Below are 17,072 nucleotides of genomic sequence, written 5' to 3' on the forward strand. Positions count from 1 at the left end.
AATAATAATGACAATAATATGAACACGTTAACATATGCGTTTATATATAAATTTGCAAGTATATCGTCCTTTTTCTGTTGTTTCGCACCTGATCCAAGACGGTTAAGGCTAACTATCACCCTATCCCGAGACCTTGTTCTTATATACATTTCAGGAGAATAGACGCAAGAAAGCACGGGCAGGATAACACTACTTACTAGGCAGGAGGAACATCTATGAAGACAATCGCAGATACTATTGTACAAGTTTTGGTCAATGCTGGGGTCAAGCGGATTTATGGCATTGTTGGAGACTCTCTAAATAATATGGTTGATTCCATTCGCAGCAATGGTCAAATCGAATGGATTCATGTAAGGCACGAAGAAGTGGCTGCCTTTGCAGCCGGAGCGGATGCTGACCTTAGTGGCAGCATTGCTGTATGTGCTGGAAGCAGTGGTCCCGGAAATTTGCATCTGATTAATGGTTTATATGATTGCCACCGCAATCGGGTGCCTGTACTGGCTATTGCCGCTCATATTCCAAGCGACGAAATCGGAAGTGAATATTTTCAAGCTACGCATCCTGAGCATCTTTTCGGAGAATGCAGTCACTTCTGTGAGGTTATTACGACACCGCGACAAATTCCCAGAACAGTGACCATGGCCATTCAACAGGCAATTTCACGTTCAGGTGTATCCGTCATTGTTCTTCCCGGTGATGTAGCAGCTTTGGCGGCGGAAAAGGTACCCGTCCCTGAACATGTCTACCATCCCACTGCACCTGTAGTGCATCCGTCAGCTTCCGAAATCTCCCGACTGGCCGAATATTTGAATAAAGGCAAACGAATTACGCTACTATGCGGCGCCGGCTGTGCACAATCTCATGAATTGCTCATGCAGCTATGCGACAAGTTAAAATCCCCTATGGTATCCGCTCTGCGAGGCAAGGAATATCTGGAGTATGACAACCCTTATTATGCTGGATTGACGGGACTGATCGGGTATTCTTCCGGATACCATGCGATGATGGATTGTGACGTCCTGCTTATGCTCGGAACAGACTTCCCTTACAGACAATTTTACCCTGAAGATGCGATTGTTCTACAAGTAGATATAGAGCCAGCCCATCTCGGCAGACGTACTCCGTTGACGTATGGTTTATGCGGGGATGTAAAAGCCACATTGGAAATGCTGCTACCGCATTTAACGTCAGAGCATGATTCCAAGCATCTAGAGAAAACCGTCTCCCACTATACCAAGGTACGCCAGGAGTTGGATGACCTTGCCGTCGGTAAACCAGGGCATACGCCGATCCATCCCCAATATCTCGCCAAGGTCATCAGTGACGCCGCGCAGGAAAATGCTATTTTCACCTGTGATGTCGGTACTCCCACTGTATGGGCGGCGCGTTATTTGCAGATGAACGGTCAGCGTCGGCTGCTTGGCTCGTTCAACCATGGCACGATGGCAAATGCGCTGCCGCAGGCAATCGGAGCGCAGGCTACTGAGCCTGACCGACAAGTGATTGCCCTCTCAGGCGATGGCGGACTCACGATGCTGATGGGCGACCTGCTCACCCTGAAGCAGCATCAGCTGCCTATTAAAGTCATTGTTTTCAATAATGGCGCTCTCGGTTTTGTCGAGCTGGAAATGAAAGCGGCCGGATTCCTGGAAAACGGCACTGAACTGGTGAATCCTGATTTTGGTGCTGTAGCGCAAGCCATGGGACTCAAGGGCATCCGGGTTGAAGATCCGACAATGCTGGAGGATGCCATTCAGCAAGCATTGGCTCATGATGGCCCTGTTGTGGTAGACGTGGTGGTGAACCGTCAAGAGCTATCCATGCCACCCAAAATTAATCTTAAACAAGCAGAAGGATTTACACTGTGGATGATGAAAGCGATGCTGAACGGACGCGGTGACGAGATTGTAGAACTGGCTAAAACCAATCTCTTTCGTTAAATGCAGACGAGGCAGAGCGCATTTCAACCTAATAGGGGCAGAAACCATACATCTAGCATGGTTTCTGCCCCTTTGGCCTGCCTGTTAATAAAACGAAACTCAGCGTGGTCTGCCTGCCGTTGATTTCCGTTTCTTAAGCGCAGTCTCCATAAATATAAGCTCACCCTCATTGGACGGTGACTGAATTCGTTCCAGAATGCAGGCGGCTCCGCGCTCACTTATCTGCTCAATCGGTCTTTTGACCGTTGTTAACGGTGGAGTCGTATACATTGAGAACCCGATATCGTCAAAACCAATGACTGAGATATCCTCTGGTACCTTCAAGCCGTTTTCGAATACCGCATTCATGGCCCCAATAGCCATATCATCGTTAGAGCAAAATACCGCTGTCGGCGGCTCCTGCAAGGAAAGCAGCTGCTTCATTGCCTGGCTTCCGCTTTCAGTATCATAATGACCTTGCACGATATATTCATGTCGAATCGGCTTACCACTATCAATCAACGCATTCATAAAACCCTCGCGGCGTTGCTGGGTAGACTTGAAGCCTTCTACCCCTTCGATGATCGCAATGCGTTCATGCCCGCTTTCAACGAGAAAAGAGACCGCTTCATAGGACCCTTCCTTATCATTAGAAATCACATTTACAATCCCCGCACCGGACACCTGCCGATTCAGTACAACAAGCGGAATACCTTGACCGAGCACATGATAAATAAAAGGGTTGTCCGCCTCGCTCTGGCTCATCAGAATGATACCATCAAAACGCTTGCGATGAATGGCCGAAAAATCGGCGTAATCGTCAATTCCTCGCACAAACAAATTGTAATCCACCCCGATGACATGATTAACTCCGCGGATGGTATCCGCAAAAAAACTGGAGCTGGTGCCTTCTGAAATACTGGTGAAAAACAGGCCAATCGTATGCGAGCGCTGGAGAACCAGGCTTTTGGCATTAAAATTTGGAATGTAATTGAGTTGCTCTGCCAACTCCATAATTTTGCGTTTCGTATCTTCTTTAATCAGCGGGCTGTTATTGAGCGCCCGGGAGACGGTTGTATGGGAAACATTAGCCAATTTGGCAATGTCTTTAATGGTAGCTGCCATATACGTATCCTTTCCTTAGTGAGGCTCTAAAAACTTATATACCCACCATACCACAGGAGCCGCCCGGAAAAGAAGACTTTCACAAATTATACGCGGTTGTCCGCATGTCGACGCTGTAACTCTTGAACCATTTCTGCATGTCTACTGTCAGTCAGCTTGTACATTTTACCGATGACCAGCATGGCCAAAGCCAGGGCAACAGCCGGATAGAGACAAAGTAATGCCTTGATCCCAAGCAGCGTTCCAGAGGACTGAACCACATTCGGAACATACCCGATGAGCGCTAGTCCAATACCCGATAGAAAGCCAGACAAGGATTGAGCCAGCTTACGTGAAAAGTTAAATAACGAGTAAGTAATCCCTTCCTTACGCTCCCCGGATGACCATTCGCCATAATCAATGATATCGGACACGAATGCCCAGGTAACCCCGTTAGGAATACTAATACCAATGAACGAAATACTGGCCAGGATTGTGAAAATATATACATTTGAAGGCATGAAAAAGTTAATGGAGTCGGCAATGACACTAACCAGCATCCCCAGTATAGCTGTTTTTCGTTTACCGAAGCGCCGTACCAGCTTAGGCAGGAACAACACACCCAGTAGCGACGAACCGATAATAATAAAATTCATATAAGCCATTAATTCTACATGCCCCAAGTTATATTCGGCAAAATAGATCAGCAGTGCGGACTTAATATTGTACGCGGATATGGTGAAAATCGTCATCAAAACGAGTACCAGCAAAGGCTTGTTATTCGTAAAGGTATGGACAATAACGCCTATAGATAGCTTCTCTTTTGGTCCGGACTGGCTAATAATACGTTCTTTCGTTCCTCGGTAACATATGATGAAAGCGATCACACCAATGAGTGACATAATCCCCATCACAACTGGATAGCCAACATGATGGTTAGGAAACAGTAAAATAAGCGGCATGACAACGACACTGGTGACGAATAATGCGCCCAGAGATCCTGCCTGACGGAAAGATGACAATGAAGCACGCTGATGAGTATCCTGCGTAATGGCGGCACCCAGCGAGCCGTATGGAATGTTTACAATAGAGTAGCCGATCCCCCAGATCATATAGGACGCATAGGCGTAAATGAGTTTGCCTGTGGGTGAAATATTCGGCGAAATAAAGGTTAGAACCGTAAGAATTGCAAGGATAACGCTTCCAACGATAAGAAAAGGCCTAAATTTTCCACGTGTACCGATATGTTTGCGATAATCAACAAAGGACCCGACAATGGGATCACAGATGGCGGCAAACAGCTTGCTGACCAAGAAAATGCCTGCGGCGGCTCCTGCAGAAACCCCTGCTACATCTGTAAAAAATTTCAGCAAATACAACTGCCCCAAATCAAACATGAATCCGTTTCCAAAGTCACCCATACCATACGAAATCTTTTCTTTCAGGCTAATATGCTCGCCTGTCTTGTTGTCAGTTTGGACGCTCTCCTGCACGATAGGCACTCCCATACCTACACACTCCTCTATGTTTGTAATTATTTTCACATAATTAGTTCAGGATTTTGCAAAATTCGATTCCAGTCGCTCCGAAGTGCAAGATGCAGACGAACTAAACCATTTCGATCTATATCTTGTTCATTGGAAGTCGCTTATGGGATTTTTGCAAAATCCTCAGTTGATAACTATTTTGTTTTCAATTGCTCTTACCGGGAGTTTGAAACAAGCTCCTGGCAAGAGCTATTTTTTATAAAGTTAGTGAGTTCTCACCTTAGGCAGTAGCTTCACTTACTATGAACAACCGTTGGGAAATTAAAATATTGCTCAGCGTTATTGTAGCAAATGTTTTGTACCATTGCTCCGAGCAGTTCCAGATCCTCAGGCGCCTTACCTTCCTGAACCCACGTCCCAATTAAGTCACAGAGTATACGGCGGAAATATTCATGGCGCGTGTAGGAAAGGAAGCTGCGGGAATCCGTCAGCATACCAATAAAGCGGGACAGCACCCCATAGTTAGCCAGCAACTTCATCTGCTCCTGCATGCCTTCGATATGGTCGTTATACCACCATGCCGTGCCAAACTGGATTTTCCCTACAGTTCCACCGGATTGGAAGCAACCCGCGAGACTTGCCAGTACTGGATAATCAACCGAATTAAGCGAATACAAAATGGTTCTCGGTAATCCTCCTGCCAGCTCCTGTGCGTCCAGCAATGCCGCCAATGGACGAGCGATAGAGCCATCATTTACAGCATCATAGCCTGTATCCGGTCCCAAATGACGGAACATAGCCGTGTTGTTGTTACGCAGCGCGTGAATGTGATATTGCATAGCCCAGCCATGTTCTGCATACTGTTTGCCAAGGAAAACCAGAACGTATGATTTGTATTTCGCCTCCTCTAAAGGAGTCACATGGCCTTCCTCCAGCGCCTTGCTGAATATGGCTGCCGCTTCCTCCAGTGTCGTTTCTTCATAGACTACAGTATCCAGCGCATGATCAGATACCCGGCCTCCGGCAGCATGGAAATGGCGCACCCGGCTCGCCAGCGCATTCAAAAATCCTTCCAAGCCAGAGACATCCAGTCCGCTGACTTCACCCAACCGAGCCACCCAAGGCTTGAAAGTTTCACGATTAATTTCCAAAGCTTTGTCGGGGCGGAAGCTTGGCAGCACTGCCACTGGGAAATCGGTCAGCTTGCTGATTTGTTTGTGGTATTCGAGATGGTCTGTCGGATCATCCGTGGTGCACACCACAGTTACCTTCGAGTTCACAATCAGATCACGTGCGCCAAAGCCCTTTCCCTGCAGCTTTTGGTTTACCTTTTCCCAGATCACTGGTGCGTTCTGTTCATTCAGCAGCTCATAGACACCAAAAAATCGTTGAAGCTCCAAATGCGTCCAGTGGTACAGCGGGTTGCCGATTAGTGTAGGTACGGTTTTGGCCCAAGCCAAAAACTTGTCATAATCTTGACCATCCCCCGTAATCAGGCGTTCCTCAACCCCATTGGCCCGCATAAGTCTCCACTTGTAATGATCTCCGTACAACCAAGCTTCCGTAATATTCTTGAACGCTTTATTTTCATAAATTTCTTGTGGACTTAAATGACAATGATAATCGATAATCGGCATATCCTTGGCGTACTGATGGTACAAGATTTCAGCCGTTGGATTGCTCAACAAAAAGTTTTCGTCTAAAAACGCTTTAGTCATTACTCTCTCATCCCTTCTATAATCGTGTTTCCTAATAAATTGTTAACGTTAACAAAAATATTCGTACTCTACTTGTTTTTCAACAATAACATTCTCCACCACATAGCAGGCCTCGTGATTGCATAAGATAATATAGCTATAATACGAAACCTGTACATCATTTCAAGCTGGATTACTTCACCTTAAATTTAATGTTTACGTTAACAACAATTACATTGTAACCGCTATCCTTTGTAGAGGAAAGTGATTTTTATCATGTGAGAGGACAAAAAAACCGACCTTCCACTCTTTGGGGCAGATCTGTTTGCATTTCGTCTATGTCCTGCACCATCCAACACCAAAAAAGGAATTTTCAAAAGACTCGATTGTGATAGGTGCCTTTTCCTTTATATCCGCCGAGAATATCTGCCATTGCAATAGCAACCCATTCCAAATCTCCGCACTTTTTATTTTCCCCGAAGAATCAAACTTTGAAAACGCTTTATATATTTTCAATCTTTTTCAGAAAATTTCCTTCTTGAAAATACCAGTTATTGTATTATAATTGTCATATACATCCATTGTTTTACATTGAAAGTATTTCATTAGTTTATTTCAAAGATGAGAAGAAGAGGTGGTAGCATTGAGTACCAAAGTTCAAGCTGTCCAAGCAAAGACCGATACTAGAGGAGCAGACCTTGTTGTCGATTGTTTAATCAAGCAAGGGGTGACGCATATTTTTGGCATTCCAGGTGCCAAGATCGATTCTGTTTTTGATGTTCTTCAAGATCGGGGTCCAGAATTAATCATATGCCGTCATGAACAAAATGCTGCCTTTATGGCCGCTGCAGTCGGTCGATTAACTGGAAAGCCGGGCGTATGTCTTGTCACCTCTGGCCCCGGCGCATCCAATTTGGCGACAGGACTTGTCACCGCGAATGCTGAGAGTGATCCTGTCGTCGCTCTTGCAGGTGCAGTCCCAAGATCCGCACGCCTGAAACGCACGCATCAATCCATGGATAACGCCGGACTATTCGAGCCTATTACCAAATACAGTGTAGAAGTAGAACATCCTGATAGTGTACCGGAAGCTATTACTAACGCATTTCGGATTGCGACCTCAGCCCAGCCTGGAGCCACCTTTGTCAGTCTGCCGCAGGACGTGTTGACTTCGTCATCTGAAGTAACAGCCATTGAGAAAATTTCCCTTCCCCAGCTTGGAATCGCACCAGCCGGGCTCATCAAACAAGTCGCAGACCAAATCAAAAAAGCCAAGCTGCCCGTACTTCTCCTCGGCATGAAAGCCAGCACGCCCGAAGCCACAGCAGCCATCCGTGCACTGATTCGAAACACGGATTTGCCTGTAGTTGAAACTTTTCAGGCCGCTGGAGCCATTTCCCGGGAGCTGGAAAGCCACTATTTTGGAAGAGTCGGTCTGTTCCACAATCAGCCCGGTGACATGCTTCTTGGAGCGGCAGATCTGGTACTGACAATTGGCTATGATCCTATTGAATATGATCCAAAAAACTGGAACATTCCTGCAAACCGAACCCTCATTCACCTGGATGATCATCAAGCAGATATTGATCATGATTATCAACCTGATTACGAGCTTATCGGGAATATATCCCTGATTGTGAGTAGCCTTGCAGAAGAATTGCCTACCTTAAAGCTATCTAGAACCTCCTGCAACCAATTAAAACGTCTTCACCATGATCTAAACGAGCAAGCAGCTGTTCCTGTACACAAGCATGACTATCTGATTCATCCATTACAATTCATTCGCACACTGCGCAGCCTGATTGACGATAACGTCACAGTCACTTGTGATGTCGGCTCACACTACATTTGGATGGCACGATATTTCCGTTCGTATGAGCCGCGTCGCCTTCTATTCAGCAACGGGATGCAGACGTTAGGCGTAGCACTTCCTTGGGGGATTGCTGCTACACTCGTCAACCCCGGTCAAAAAGTCGTTTCTATTTCCGGAGACGGAGGATTTCTTTTTTCATCAATGGAGCTCGAAACCGCCGTACGTCTTAACTCACCGTTGGTGCATATCGTATGGAGAGATGGTTCCTATGACATGGTCGCTTTTCAACAACAGATTAAATACGGAAGAACATCTGGTGTAAAATTTGGAGATGTTGATGTAGTGAAATATGCTGAAAGCTTCGGGGCCACTGGATTACGCGTGCACTCTCCTGAAGAACTAGAAAGTGTATTGCAGCAGGCACTTCATACCGATGGTCCTGTGGTTGTCGATATTCCGATTGATTATCAGGATAACATCCAATTGGGACGTAAACTGCTGCCTAACCAATTAAACTAACCTTAACCATGCCTCACTCGTGACGGCTTTATGACAATTATGGAGTATAACGTTTTTTTTATGATTTTTTTGAGTTATTCATGTTATTTACTGAAATTTTACGTTTATTATTGAAAAAGAAAGAAAATAAATGCATACAATTACAAAAGGAAGTGTATTGCCATGACCGTTGCACAATTGGAAACCAAGCAAGAAACTGATCATGATATTTACCAAACGTCCACCATGCTTGCTTTATTAGATGGTCTTTATGACGGAGTCGTTGCGTTCGAGGAACTGCAAAAGCACGGGGATTTCGGACTCGGTACCTTTGATCAACTCAATGGCGAGATGATCGCGTTCGATGGTGAATTTTATCACTTGCTTCCAGACGGTACGGCCCATCGCGTAAAACCAGAAGAAACTACTCCATTTTCCACCGTCACCTTTTTTCATGAAGATTTCACATATACTATTGACCGTCCCATGCATCGTGAAGAGCTGGAGGCTCTGCTGTTAACGTTGTTTCCAAGCCGTAATCTGTTCTATGCCTTCCGTATGGATGGTACTTTTCGTGAAGTAAAGACACGGACCGTGCCTCACCAAGTTAAACCATACAGACCGTTTATCGAAGCGACCAAGTCACAGCCTACCTTCACTTTTAATGAGGCTTCCGGCGTGATTACAGGTTTTTGGACACCTGCCTATGCTCAAGGTATTGGGGTAGCTGGATTTCATCTGCATTTTATTAACGATGAACGCACCGGAGGCGGGCATGTCTTTGATTTTATCGTCGAAAAGTGCACCATCCGCATTTGTCAAAAATCCAATCTGCACCTGGTCCTGCCCGATACCCCGGATTACTTGAAGGCTAACCTGTCCAGAGAAAACCTGGAGAAGGAAATCGCCGTTACTGAAGGTGCGCAGTAATCGCAGTTATTTAACTCATCAAGTTACGGACCCCATAGCTAAATAATAAACAGCAAAAGATCACAGTCAGAGAAGAGAATTAGTACTCTCTGACTGTGATCTTTTTATGTACGAGCGTATATACACGTTAGTTACTACTTATGCTCTCACTCCGGTTCACCTATCCTCGATCTGATCCAGTTTATCTGCATAATATTGAATGGCACGTGAGTACTCCTGTGTAGATAAATCCGAGGTCGTTTCAGCCACCTCCATTAGCAACTCCTGCATGGCCTTCCCGTATTCCCCCAGATTATATAACACCATCGCGTAAAATACCCGAAACGGTCTGTAATCCGGAAATTCGTTCATTCCTGTGTCCAACCACGCTTTCGCCTTGGCGTAAACGCCCAATACACGATATGTACTGCTTAATCCCAGGATAGCTCCTTTCCTTGATTCTGCAGATAACGCCATACCCAGGCTTTTTTCATAATAGGCAACCGCTTCCCGCTCTAAGCCCAATGAATCATGGGTCCAAGCTGTCTGATACCACAATTCTGCATCATTTTGCTGCTGTTCTAATGCCTTTAAAAGAAGCTTACGTGCTTTCTCTGCTTGCCCTGTTCGTCTAAGCTCGTCAGCTTGCGCCATGATATCGTTCATATTCTCCTCCACTTCTGACTCATGCCTATCTTTGAGACATATGTTACCCGACATTTGAATGCAATGTAAATGGAGTTTTTCCTAAGATTTGAAATCCAAAAAAAAACGACCCTCCCTTTAGGAGAGCCACTATATATCCGAAGTTGAAGTTACGGTTTATTTAACCTTCAATGATCCTACAGTTAGTATTCCCGCTACACGCTGCGCGTCGAAAATACGAGAAAGCTCCTCCACTGCCGTCAAGTACAGTAGACCGTTGCCCTCCAGCTTAGGAGAATTGCCGAGTGGAATCGTGCGTTTGATGAGTTGTGCGTATAATTCCGCTTCGGTGAGATCACGCTCAAAGCTCGCATTCGCCAGCTGCTTAATCAACGCCAATGCACCTGCTACGTGTGGAGTAGCCATCGAAGTTCCGCTAAAGGTCGCATATTTGCCGCCCGGAACAGTGGACAAAATATCTTCTCCCGGTGCAACCAAATCCACCTCATTATTAGAATTACTAAATTCTGAGGCGTGCCTGTCAAAATTGATAGCACCTACGCTAATCACTTCATTATAGCAGCCGGGGTAGCCGAGCTCGTCCGTTCTATCGTCACCGTCTCCCTCATTTCCAGCTGCACAGATGACTAAGATTTGGCTAGCTACAGCCTTTTTTACTGCTTCATGAAGCTCTGGTACATCCTCAGGACCGCCAAGTGACATCGATATAATATCTGCCTTTTGCTCAATTGCATAATAGATGCCTTGAATAATCCAGTCATATTGACCGGAGCCCTGCTTGTTTAGCACTTTGATGATGAGCAGGTCTGCCTCTGGAGCAACACCCACGACACCCTCCGCATTTTCTGCTGCCGCAATGGTTCCTGCTACATGCGTACCATGACCGTTGTAATCCTTGAAAATTTCCGGATCACCTTGATCATCATCCGTAAAATTCCGGCCGCCAATAATGCGCGCCTTCAAATCTGGATGGTCCGAATCACAGCCCGTGTCCAGCACCGCCACCTTCACACCTCGGCCTCGAGTCTGGTTCCATACCGCAGGAGCCTGAATCAGCTCTACACCTCGCGGTATTTCATTCACTTGTTGCTCCTGCTTGATCACTTGGTAAGGAATGATATGCACTTTACGTTCCATCCTATTCCCTCCTTCATGGATTCAATCGGAAACCATCCGTCTTTGAAACTTTGAAACTTTGAAAACCTCTAATACATTCGAGGTTACTATATTCTAGCAATTTTTGAAAAGTTTGAACATCCCCATTTTGCTTATTTTTGTAAAAAAAACAGACATCCTCCAATTCGCTTGGAGAATGTCTGTTGTGAAATCTCTTTCAGCCTTAGGCTGATTCCGCCTGAAGTTCAGCCTTAGATAACAGCGATTTGTGCTGCCATTTCCGCCCCTTCCAGCGTAAATAGTGGAAAATGCCTCGTACCCACTCATCGCAGGCATGTGCAATCCACACACCCAGCACACCATATCCCATATGAATGCCCAGCACATATGCTAACGGGATTTTAATCCCCCACATTGAAATAATGGCCATCATTAACGGGAACTGAACATCTCCCGCTGCTCGCAAGGAGTTAATGACAACATGATTAAACACACGGCCCGGCTCCAGCAATATACAGAAGAGCAAAATCGCTGCCCCTAATTGAATGATTGCCGGCTCATCTGTAAAGATCGCCATCACTTCATACCGGAAAAAGGATACTACCACGATCACAGCAATTGTAATGACCAAAGACCATTTCAGGCTCCGTAAAAGTTGATGATAGGCCTTTTCCTTGTCTCCTGCTCCAATCAGGCGGGCAACAATAATTTCCGTCCCCTCGCCTACAGCCATTCCAAATACCATAAAAAAGTACACAATTGTATTCGTATAAAAATGGGTTGCGATCGCCGTTGTACCCATAAAGCTGACAAACCGGGTCACCATCATTTGGCTAAGCTGATAAGACAACCATTCCAGCCCGGCAGGAATACCAATCTTCAGGATGGCTACCAGCTTACTCCACTGAAGCTGTACATAATACCGGATGCGAATCGGCGCACTTACACGCTTGTACAGCAGTAGAAAAATCCAGACACATGCTACAGCACGACTAATAACCGTTGAAATCGCTGCTCCCGCCACTCCCATCTGCGGCAGACCAAACCAGCCATAAATGAGCAACGCATTTCCCACGATGTGCAATATATTCATACCAATGCCCACGATCATCGTATCTTTAGTAAAACCATGCGATCGAATAACCGGACCTGCGGTTAGCATGAGCGCTTCCAGAAACAGCGAACCCCCTGCCAGCATCATATAAACCTCTGCATTTTCCTTAATCGTCGGGGTAATATGGTAAAAGGATAGTAAAAAATCCCGGCTCACAATAAACATCAAACTCAGCGCCAGACCAAACACCAGATTAAAGGTTAGTGCCGAAGCCGTAACACGGCTAGCATCCACATGCTTTTGCGCCCCCAATAGCTGAGCAATAATCACACCTACACCAAGACCAAGCAGATTGAAAAGTATAATCGTAAATTCAATCAACTGTCTTGATACACCTACAGCCGATACAACCTCATCAGAAACATGGCTTAGCATGAACGTATCCACGCTACCCATCAAAATGTGAAACAACATCTCTATAAAGATCGGCCAAGTGATTGCAAAAACCGTCATCGTTTTAACGGCTTGTGCTTGCTTGGAACCGTTTTCCTGAGACAGTGACATCCTTCCGTATTCCTCCTAAATGCGACCCAACTATTACTTAATACCTACACTTCAATATCGATAACACTTACTCAATCATAAAAAGTCATATGCTTTTTTTCATTTTTATAATATTGCAGGCGATCCTGCAATTGTCCTGTGTGGAATTCAAACTTATGTCCGTCTGGATCTGTAAAATAGACCGACCTTTTGTCCTGTTCATTCCGCTCTCTTCCGGGCAAAATGGTGACATTAAAAGTTCTCAGCTTGTTAAGCATGCTCTCAAAATCCGCTTCCGCTACCGAAAATGCAATATGCGTATAGGATTGATGAATTTCATTTCTTGGGATATCCTCCTCCACATTGAGGGCCAGCCACATTCCCAAGCAGTCCAGGTAAGCCAACTTACGTCCTTTAACGAGCAGTTTTCCATCTAGTACATTCTGATAAAAATGTATTGATTCCTCTAAATCTGACACCGAAAAGCAAATATGATTCCATCCTTGTATGCTCATATTCCCTGTTCCTTTCAGCGAACACTGTTCAGCCAATAAGGCCACGCTTCTGTATATTTATCGAGATCTTTAGGATGATGGCGAATGCAGGTAGCTATACGAAAGTATAATCCCAGTAACACTTCCCTGTTCAGCTCGTATTCCCCTGTCATCTCCGGCCCAAGCTTCTCTAAGGCAGGCAAAATAGTATCGACGGTCAGCCTATCCGGTGAAGAACAAAAGGCGTATATTAGATCATACAGAGGTTCTCCCACCACTGGATCAGGGTCAATAATGCCCGTCAATGTGCCGTTTTCGGTAAACACAAAATTATGTACTCCACAGTCACCATGAAGCAAATATTTAATATTACGTTGTGGCAATCCAGCCACAAGGGTATGAACGAACCGATGATTCTCTCGGGGTAAAACGCCTTGTATGATCTTTTCAGATTCCTTCGTTCTGTGCAGCAGAAAATCTCTCCATTCCACAAACGGGTGGTCCGGATAACCATAATGACGTTCCTCACCAAAAGGCTTATAGTGCGAGATCACCTCCGTCGCCAGACGAAGCAACAAATCGCTTTTGTTTCGTCCATGATACTGTGTGAGCCCCGACCTGAACGTGTACACCAAATAACGGTGCAACGGATCTACATAAACCAAACGTGATAGCTTCTCAATCTGTACATAGGTATGTAAGAACTCTGCCTCGGCTTCTACGACAGCGGGATCATTTTGCTTAATCACGTATCGCGGCTTAGTTCCGTCCATGACAACAACCACTTTGCTCGAAGTTCCGCCGATCAACGGTTTGAGATTTCGCATATGGCTTTCAAGCACGCCCGTTTCGTGAAGCTCATTCAGGATCAGTTGAACATCCATCTTACGCCTCCTCCATGCGTTTGATCGACAATGCAGCTGGCGATTTGGATATTTCATTTAGCTCCCACACGTTCGCCAGCCGCTCTTCTTTTAAAAATAAATCTTTTCATGCTCCGCATAGATTTCAAGCGCCCGCTCCATCTTATGCACATAGGCCTCATCCTGACTAGAACATAGAAATGTAATATGTCCCTCCTGCGATGGACCGGATTTTGGCGAAGGTTCCAGCAAATTACGCTCAGACAACACCTGTTTCAACCGTCTGACTGTTCCCTGGCTCCCGTCAATTAACTGAATATGAGAAGGCAGTAGTTCCCTTAGAATCTCCTTATAAAAAGGATAATGAGTACATCCCAATACCACCGTACCATATATGTCCAGATTGAACGAAGACAGCTCACGGTTAAAATATTCGGACATTTCTGCCCGGTCAAAATTCAACTGTTCGCAATAATGTACTAGCTCCGGCAGAGGTAGTGAGTCCACGCTCCCATGATCGTCAACCCTGGATACCAGCGCTGCATAACAGGATTGTTTCAACGTCAATGGTGTGGCTAACACCAGAACTCTTTTACCATTGGCTCGGTTCATCTCGACCGCTGGCTTCACAGCTGGCTCCATCCCGATAATCGGAATAGGATATTCCTTCCTTAGCTCCGCAACCGCGATACTTGTAGCCGTATTGCAGGCAATTACCAATGCCTTAACATCTTCTTTTAGAATCGTTTGTACTGAAGCCTTGACATAACCAAGCACCTCTTGGGGAGTTTTCGTCCCGTAAGGCACATGAAGGGTATCCGCCATGTATACAAAATTTTCGTTTGGCAAACGTCTTAGTGCCTCGGACAATACTGTAATTCCACCCAATCCTGAATCAAAAAAACCTATCTTCAAGCTACTCACCTTTTTTCGTTCAACTATTGTGCCATATCTTGCTGGCACCATGTTCATTTTCTTCTTAGCCTACTCAAACCATTCTCTGCATTAAACTTTACATTTAAATTTTACCGCAAAACTGATATTTTGCAAAAGAAACACGTAAAATTTACAGTGTAAAAAATAAAGTAGCTTTTCAAAGTAAATTTAATATAAAAGTGTTGACAGATATTATCTTTATATTGTAATATTACGTGGTAACTTACTAACTTAACTTACTTATTCAACTTACTTAGGGGGAAATAAATCATGTCTAAAGTATTATTTGTCAAAGCTAATGATCGTACAGCTGAAGAATCTGCAACAGTTAAATTGTATAACGCCTTCGTAGAAAGCTACAAGTCTTCCCACCCAACTGATGAAATCACTGAGCTGGACCTGTTCTCCGTCGAGCTTCCTTATTTGAACGCTAACATGATCAACGGAACGTTCAAATCCGCTAGAGGCATGGAGCTGAACGCAGAAGAAGCTCGCCTGGCAAACGTCGCTAATGGCTACCTGGATCAATTCCTGGCAGCAGACAAAGTCGTATTTGCTTTCCCGCTCTGGAACATGACGATTCCAGCTGTACTGCATACGTACATTGACTACCTGAACCAAGCTGGTAAAACATTCAAATACACTGCTGAAGGTCCAGTTGGTCTCGTAACTGAAACTAAAGTAGCCCTGTTGAATGCAAGAGGCGGCGTTTATTCCGAAGGACCAGCTGCTGCAGCTGAAATGTCTTTGAACTACATGAACAACATCTTATCCTTCTTCGGAGTAAAGGATATCGTGAAAGTTGTTCTGGAAGGACATAACCAAGCTCCAGATCAAGCACAAGAAATCGTTGCTTCTGCTGTACAACGTGCAGTAGACACAGCAAAATCGTTCTAATCATATATTATGAAGAGAAGAGGATATCCGCGCCCTATATGGGCTGGATATCCTCTTTTTTGTTATAAAGTATAAAAAACACGTGCTCCCCTGATCTATAATCAAGTGAGAGCACGTGTTTGTGAAATGAGATTACTTCTATTTTAAGGAATGAATTGCTGCACGATTTTTACAACTTTACCCTCACGAAGCGTAATATGGTATGGATATTGACTGAGGTCCAGAACGTCCTTTTTAGCAAAATCTTTCTCAAACTGTGCCAGAGGAATCGATTCGTTCCATTGCACGTCTGTATCTTCTATGTTACCCGTGTGATCATAAATCTGCACCTCTACCGAAGCATCTGGCGCAACCTGATACACGTCATTTTGCACGGAATTGTTTACGATGTAGTAGCCGTCTGGAGCTCCATCCAATCCTGTATTTCCTTCATGTTCCAATAATGCTTTGTCAGCTGCCGCGCCTTCATACCATTCAATCGGGTCTGCCGACAAATAAATTTGTCCGTCACGAATCTCCATTTGGTTTATATATACGGTCTCCTGATTTTCAGCAGCTGCTACAGGCGTGTAGCCTTGCGCTGTTGCCCCTGCCGTCGTAATCAGCATCATCATTAAAGCCAATACGGTCCATTTCGAAGCTAGTTTCATCATGTCTGATCTCTCCTTGCCGTTTGGGTATGTACACGGTGTCTGTAAGCTTCATTACCCTTGTGTACTTATCATAAACGTTGCACGGTTAAAAAGTGTATCAGATACATAAAAAAGAAGTTACGATTTTTTAAGACTTGGTCTTAAAACTTGATAACATGTCCTATTTTTCTTTGCTATCTTAATAATCCGACCTGACGTGCCTGTTCTTCGGTGAGAATAAACTCTTCATTTTGCCATACTTCGTCCTCTTTGGTTACAGCAAACATCCCCATGATCTCTGTCCATATTCCTTTGTCAACGGCTTCCTTTTGCGTAATGATAATTTTCATTTCGTTTCCTCCTCCTGTAAAATATGAGCAATCCAAGGCTGTCGAATTGTGTGTCTCACTTCGCGATCAGATGGTTTCTACGATCGCTGTTGGA

The 17,072-nt window shown here is 44.9% G+C and carries 15 protein-coding genes; 4 read left to right on the plus strand and 11 right to left on the minus strand.

Annotation, left to right across the window (positions count from 1 at the left end):
* Nucleotides 1–215 precede the first annotated feature (215 nt).
* Complete coding sequence (gene poxB, locus ACQW03_RS00680; RefSeq protein WP_071640665.1) at nucleotides 216–1,940, plus strand: ubiquinone-dependent pyruvate dehydrogenase; 1,725 nt, start codon at nucleotides 216–218, stop codon at nucleotides 1,938–1,940.
* A 99-nt stretch (nucleotides 1,941–2,039) separates the two neighbouring features.
* Here poxB and ACQW03_RS00685 read toward each other — a convergent pair whose 3' ends face one another.
* The 3 genes from ACQW03_RS00685 to uxaC all read right to left on the minus strand — a co-directional run bounded on the left by ACQW03_RS00685 (nucleotide 2,040) and on the right by uxaC (nucleotide 6,228).
* Nucleotides 2,040–3,044, minus strand: coding sequence for a LacI family DNA-binding transcriptional regulator (locus tag ACQW03_RS00685; protein WP_071640663.1), 1,005 nt, complete (start codon nucleotides 3,042–3,044; stop codon nucleotides 2,040–2,042).
* 86 nt (nucleotides 3,045–3,130) lie between these two features.
* A complete protein-coding gene (locus tag ACQW03_RS00690; RefSeq protein ID WP_071640661.1) occupies nucleotides 3,131–4,531 on the minus strand; it encodes an MFS transporter in 1,401 nt (466 codons plus the stop codon).
* Between the two features lie 272 nt (nucleotides 4,532–4,803).
* The gene (gene uxaC, locus ACQW03_RS00695; protein WP_076294160.1) at nucleotides 4,804–6,228 is read right to left on the minus strand and encodes a glucuronate isomerase; all 1,425 of its coding nucleotides are present in this window, start codon (nucleotides 6,226–6,228) and stop codon (nucleotides 4,804–4,806) included.
* Nucleotides 6,229–6,841: 613 nt separating this feature from the next.
* Between uxaC and alsS the strand changes: the two genes are divergently transcribed.
* On the plus strand, nucleotides 6,842–8,539 hold the full coding sequence (alsS, locus tag ACQW03_RS00700) for an acetolactate synthase AlsS (RefSeq protein WP_179085946.1): 1,698 nt from the start codon (nucleotides 6,842–6,844) through the stop codon (nucleotides 8,537–8,539).
* 162 nt (nucleotides 8,540–8,701) lie between these two features.
* Nucleotides 8,702–9,448 (plus strand): acetolactate decarboxylase, encoded by a 747-nt coding sequence (budA, locus tag ACQW03_RS00705; protein WP_071640653.1) that lies wholly within the window; start codon nucleotides 8,702–8,704, stop codon nucleotides 9,446–9,448.
* A 156-nt stretch (nucleotides 9,449–9,604) separates the two neighbouring features.
* Here budA and ACQW03_RS00710 read toward each other — a convergent pair whose 3' ends face one another.
* The 6 genes from ACQW03_RS00710 to murI form a co-directional block, all read right to left on the minus strand.
* Nucleotides 9,605–10,093, minus strand: a complete 489-nt coding sequence (locus tag ACQW03_RS00710; protein WP_071640651.1) for a tetratricopeptide repeat protein — start codon at nucleotides 10,091–10,093, stop codon at nucleotides 9,605–9,607.
* Between the two features lie 156 nt (nucleotides 10,094–10,249).
* Nucleotides 10,250–11,230, minus strand: a complete 981-nt coding sequence (locus tag ACQW03_RS00715) for a S8 family peptidase (RefSeq protein ID WP_071640649.1) — start codon at nucleotides 11,228–11,230, stop codon at nucleotides 10,250–10,252.
* A 202-nt stretch (nucleotides 11,231–11,432) separates the two neighbouring features.
* A complete protein-coding gene (locus ACQW03_RS00720) occupies nucleotides 11,433–12,827 on the minus strand; it encodes an MATE family efflux transporter (protein WP_076294165.1) in 1,395 nt (464 codons plus the stop codon).
* A 71-nt stretch (nucleotides 12,828–12,898) separates the two neighbouring features.
* The gene (gene fosB / locus ACQW03_RS00725; protein WP_071644290.1) at nucleotides 12,899–13,321 is read right to left on the minus strand and encodes a metallothiol transferase FosB; all 423 of its coding nucleotides are present in this window, start codon (nucleotides 13,319–13,321) and stop codon (nucleotides 12,899–12,901) included.
* A 14-nt stretch (nucleotides 13,322–13,335) separates the two neighbouring features.
* Nucleotides 13,336–14,184, minus strand: a complete 849-nt coding sequence (locus tag ACQW03_RS00730; RefSeq protein ID WP_441947833.1) for an aminoglycoside phosphotransferase family protein — start codon at nucleotides 14,182–14,184, stop codon at nucleotides 13,336–13,338.
* A 90-nt stretch (nucleotides 14,185–14,274) separates the two neighbouring features.
* Nucleotides 14,275–15,129 carry a glutamate racemase gene (gene murI / locus ACQW03_RS00735; protein WP_076294167.1) on the minus strand — a complete coding sequence of 285 codons (855 nt, stop codon included), beginning with the start codon at nucleotides 15,127–15,129 and terminating at the stop codon, nucleotides 14,275–14,277.
* Between the two features lie 240 nt (nucleotides 15,130–15,369).
* Between murI and ACQW03_RS00740 the strand changes: the two genes are divergently transcribed.
* Entirely contained in the window at nucleotides 15,370–15,996 is a 627-nt protein-coding gene (locus ACQW03_RS00740) for an FMN-dependent NADH-azoreductase (RefSeq protein WP_071640643.1), read from the plus strand.
* 143 nt (nucleotides 15,997–16,139) lie between these two features.
* Here the strand turns inward: ACQW03_RS00740 and ACQW03_RS00745 are convergent, their stop codons facing one another.
* A complete protein-coding gene (locus ACQW03_RS00745) occupies nucleotides 16,140–16,649 on the minus strand; it encodes a hypothetical protein (RefSeq protein ID WP_441947836.1) in 510 nt (169 codons plus the stop codon).
* A 173-nt stretch (nucleotides 16,650–16,822) separates the two neighbouring features.
* Nucleotides 16,823–16,978 (minus strand): hypothetical protein, encoded by a 156-nt coding sequence (locus ACQW03_RS00750; protein ID WP_023988309.1) that lies wholly within the window; start codon nucleotides 16,976–16,978, stop codon nucleotides 16,823–16,825.
* Nucleotides 16,979–17,072 lie beyond the last annotated feature (94 nt).

It is taken from the genome of Paenibacillus sp. DRB1-1 (genome assembly GCF_052119485.1).
Classification (GTDB): Bacteria; Bacillota; Bacilli; order Paenibacillales; family Paenibacillaceae; genus Paenibacillus; species Paenibacillus polymyxa_B.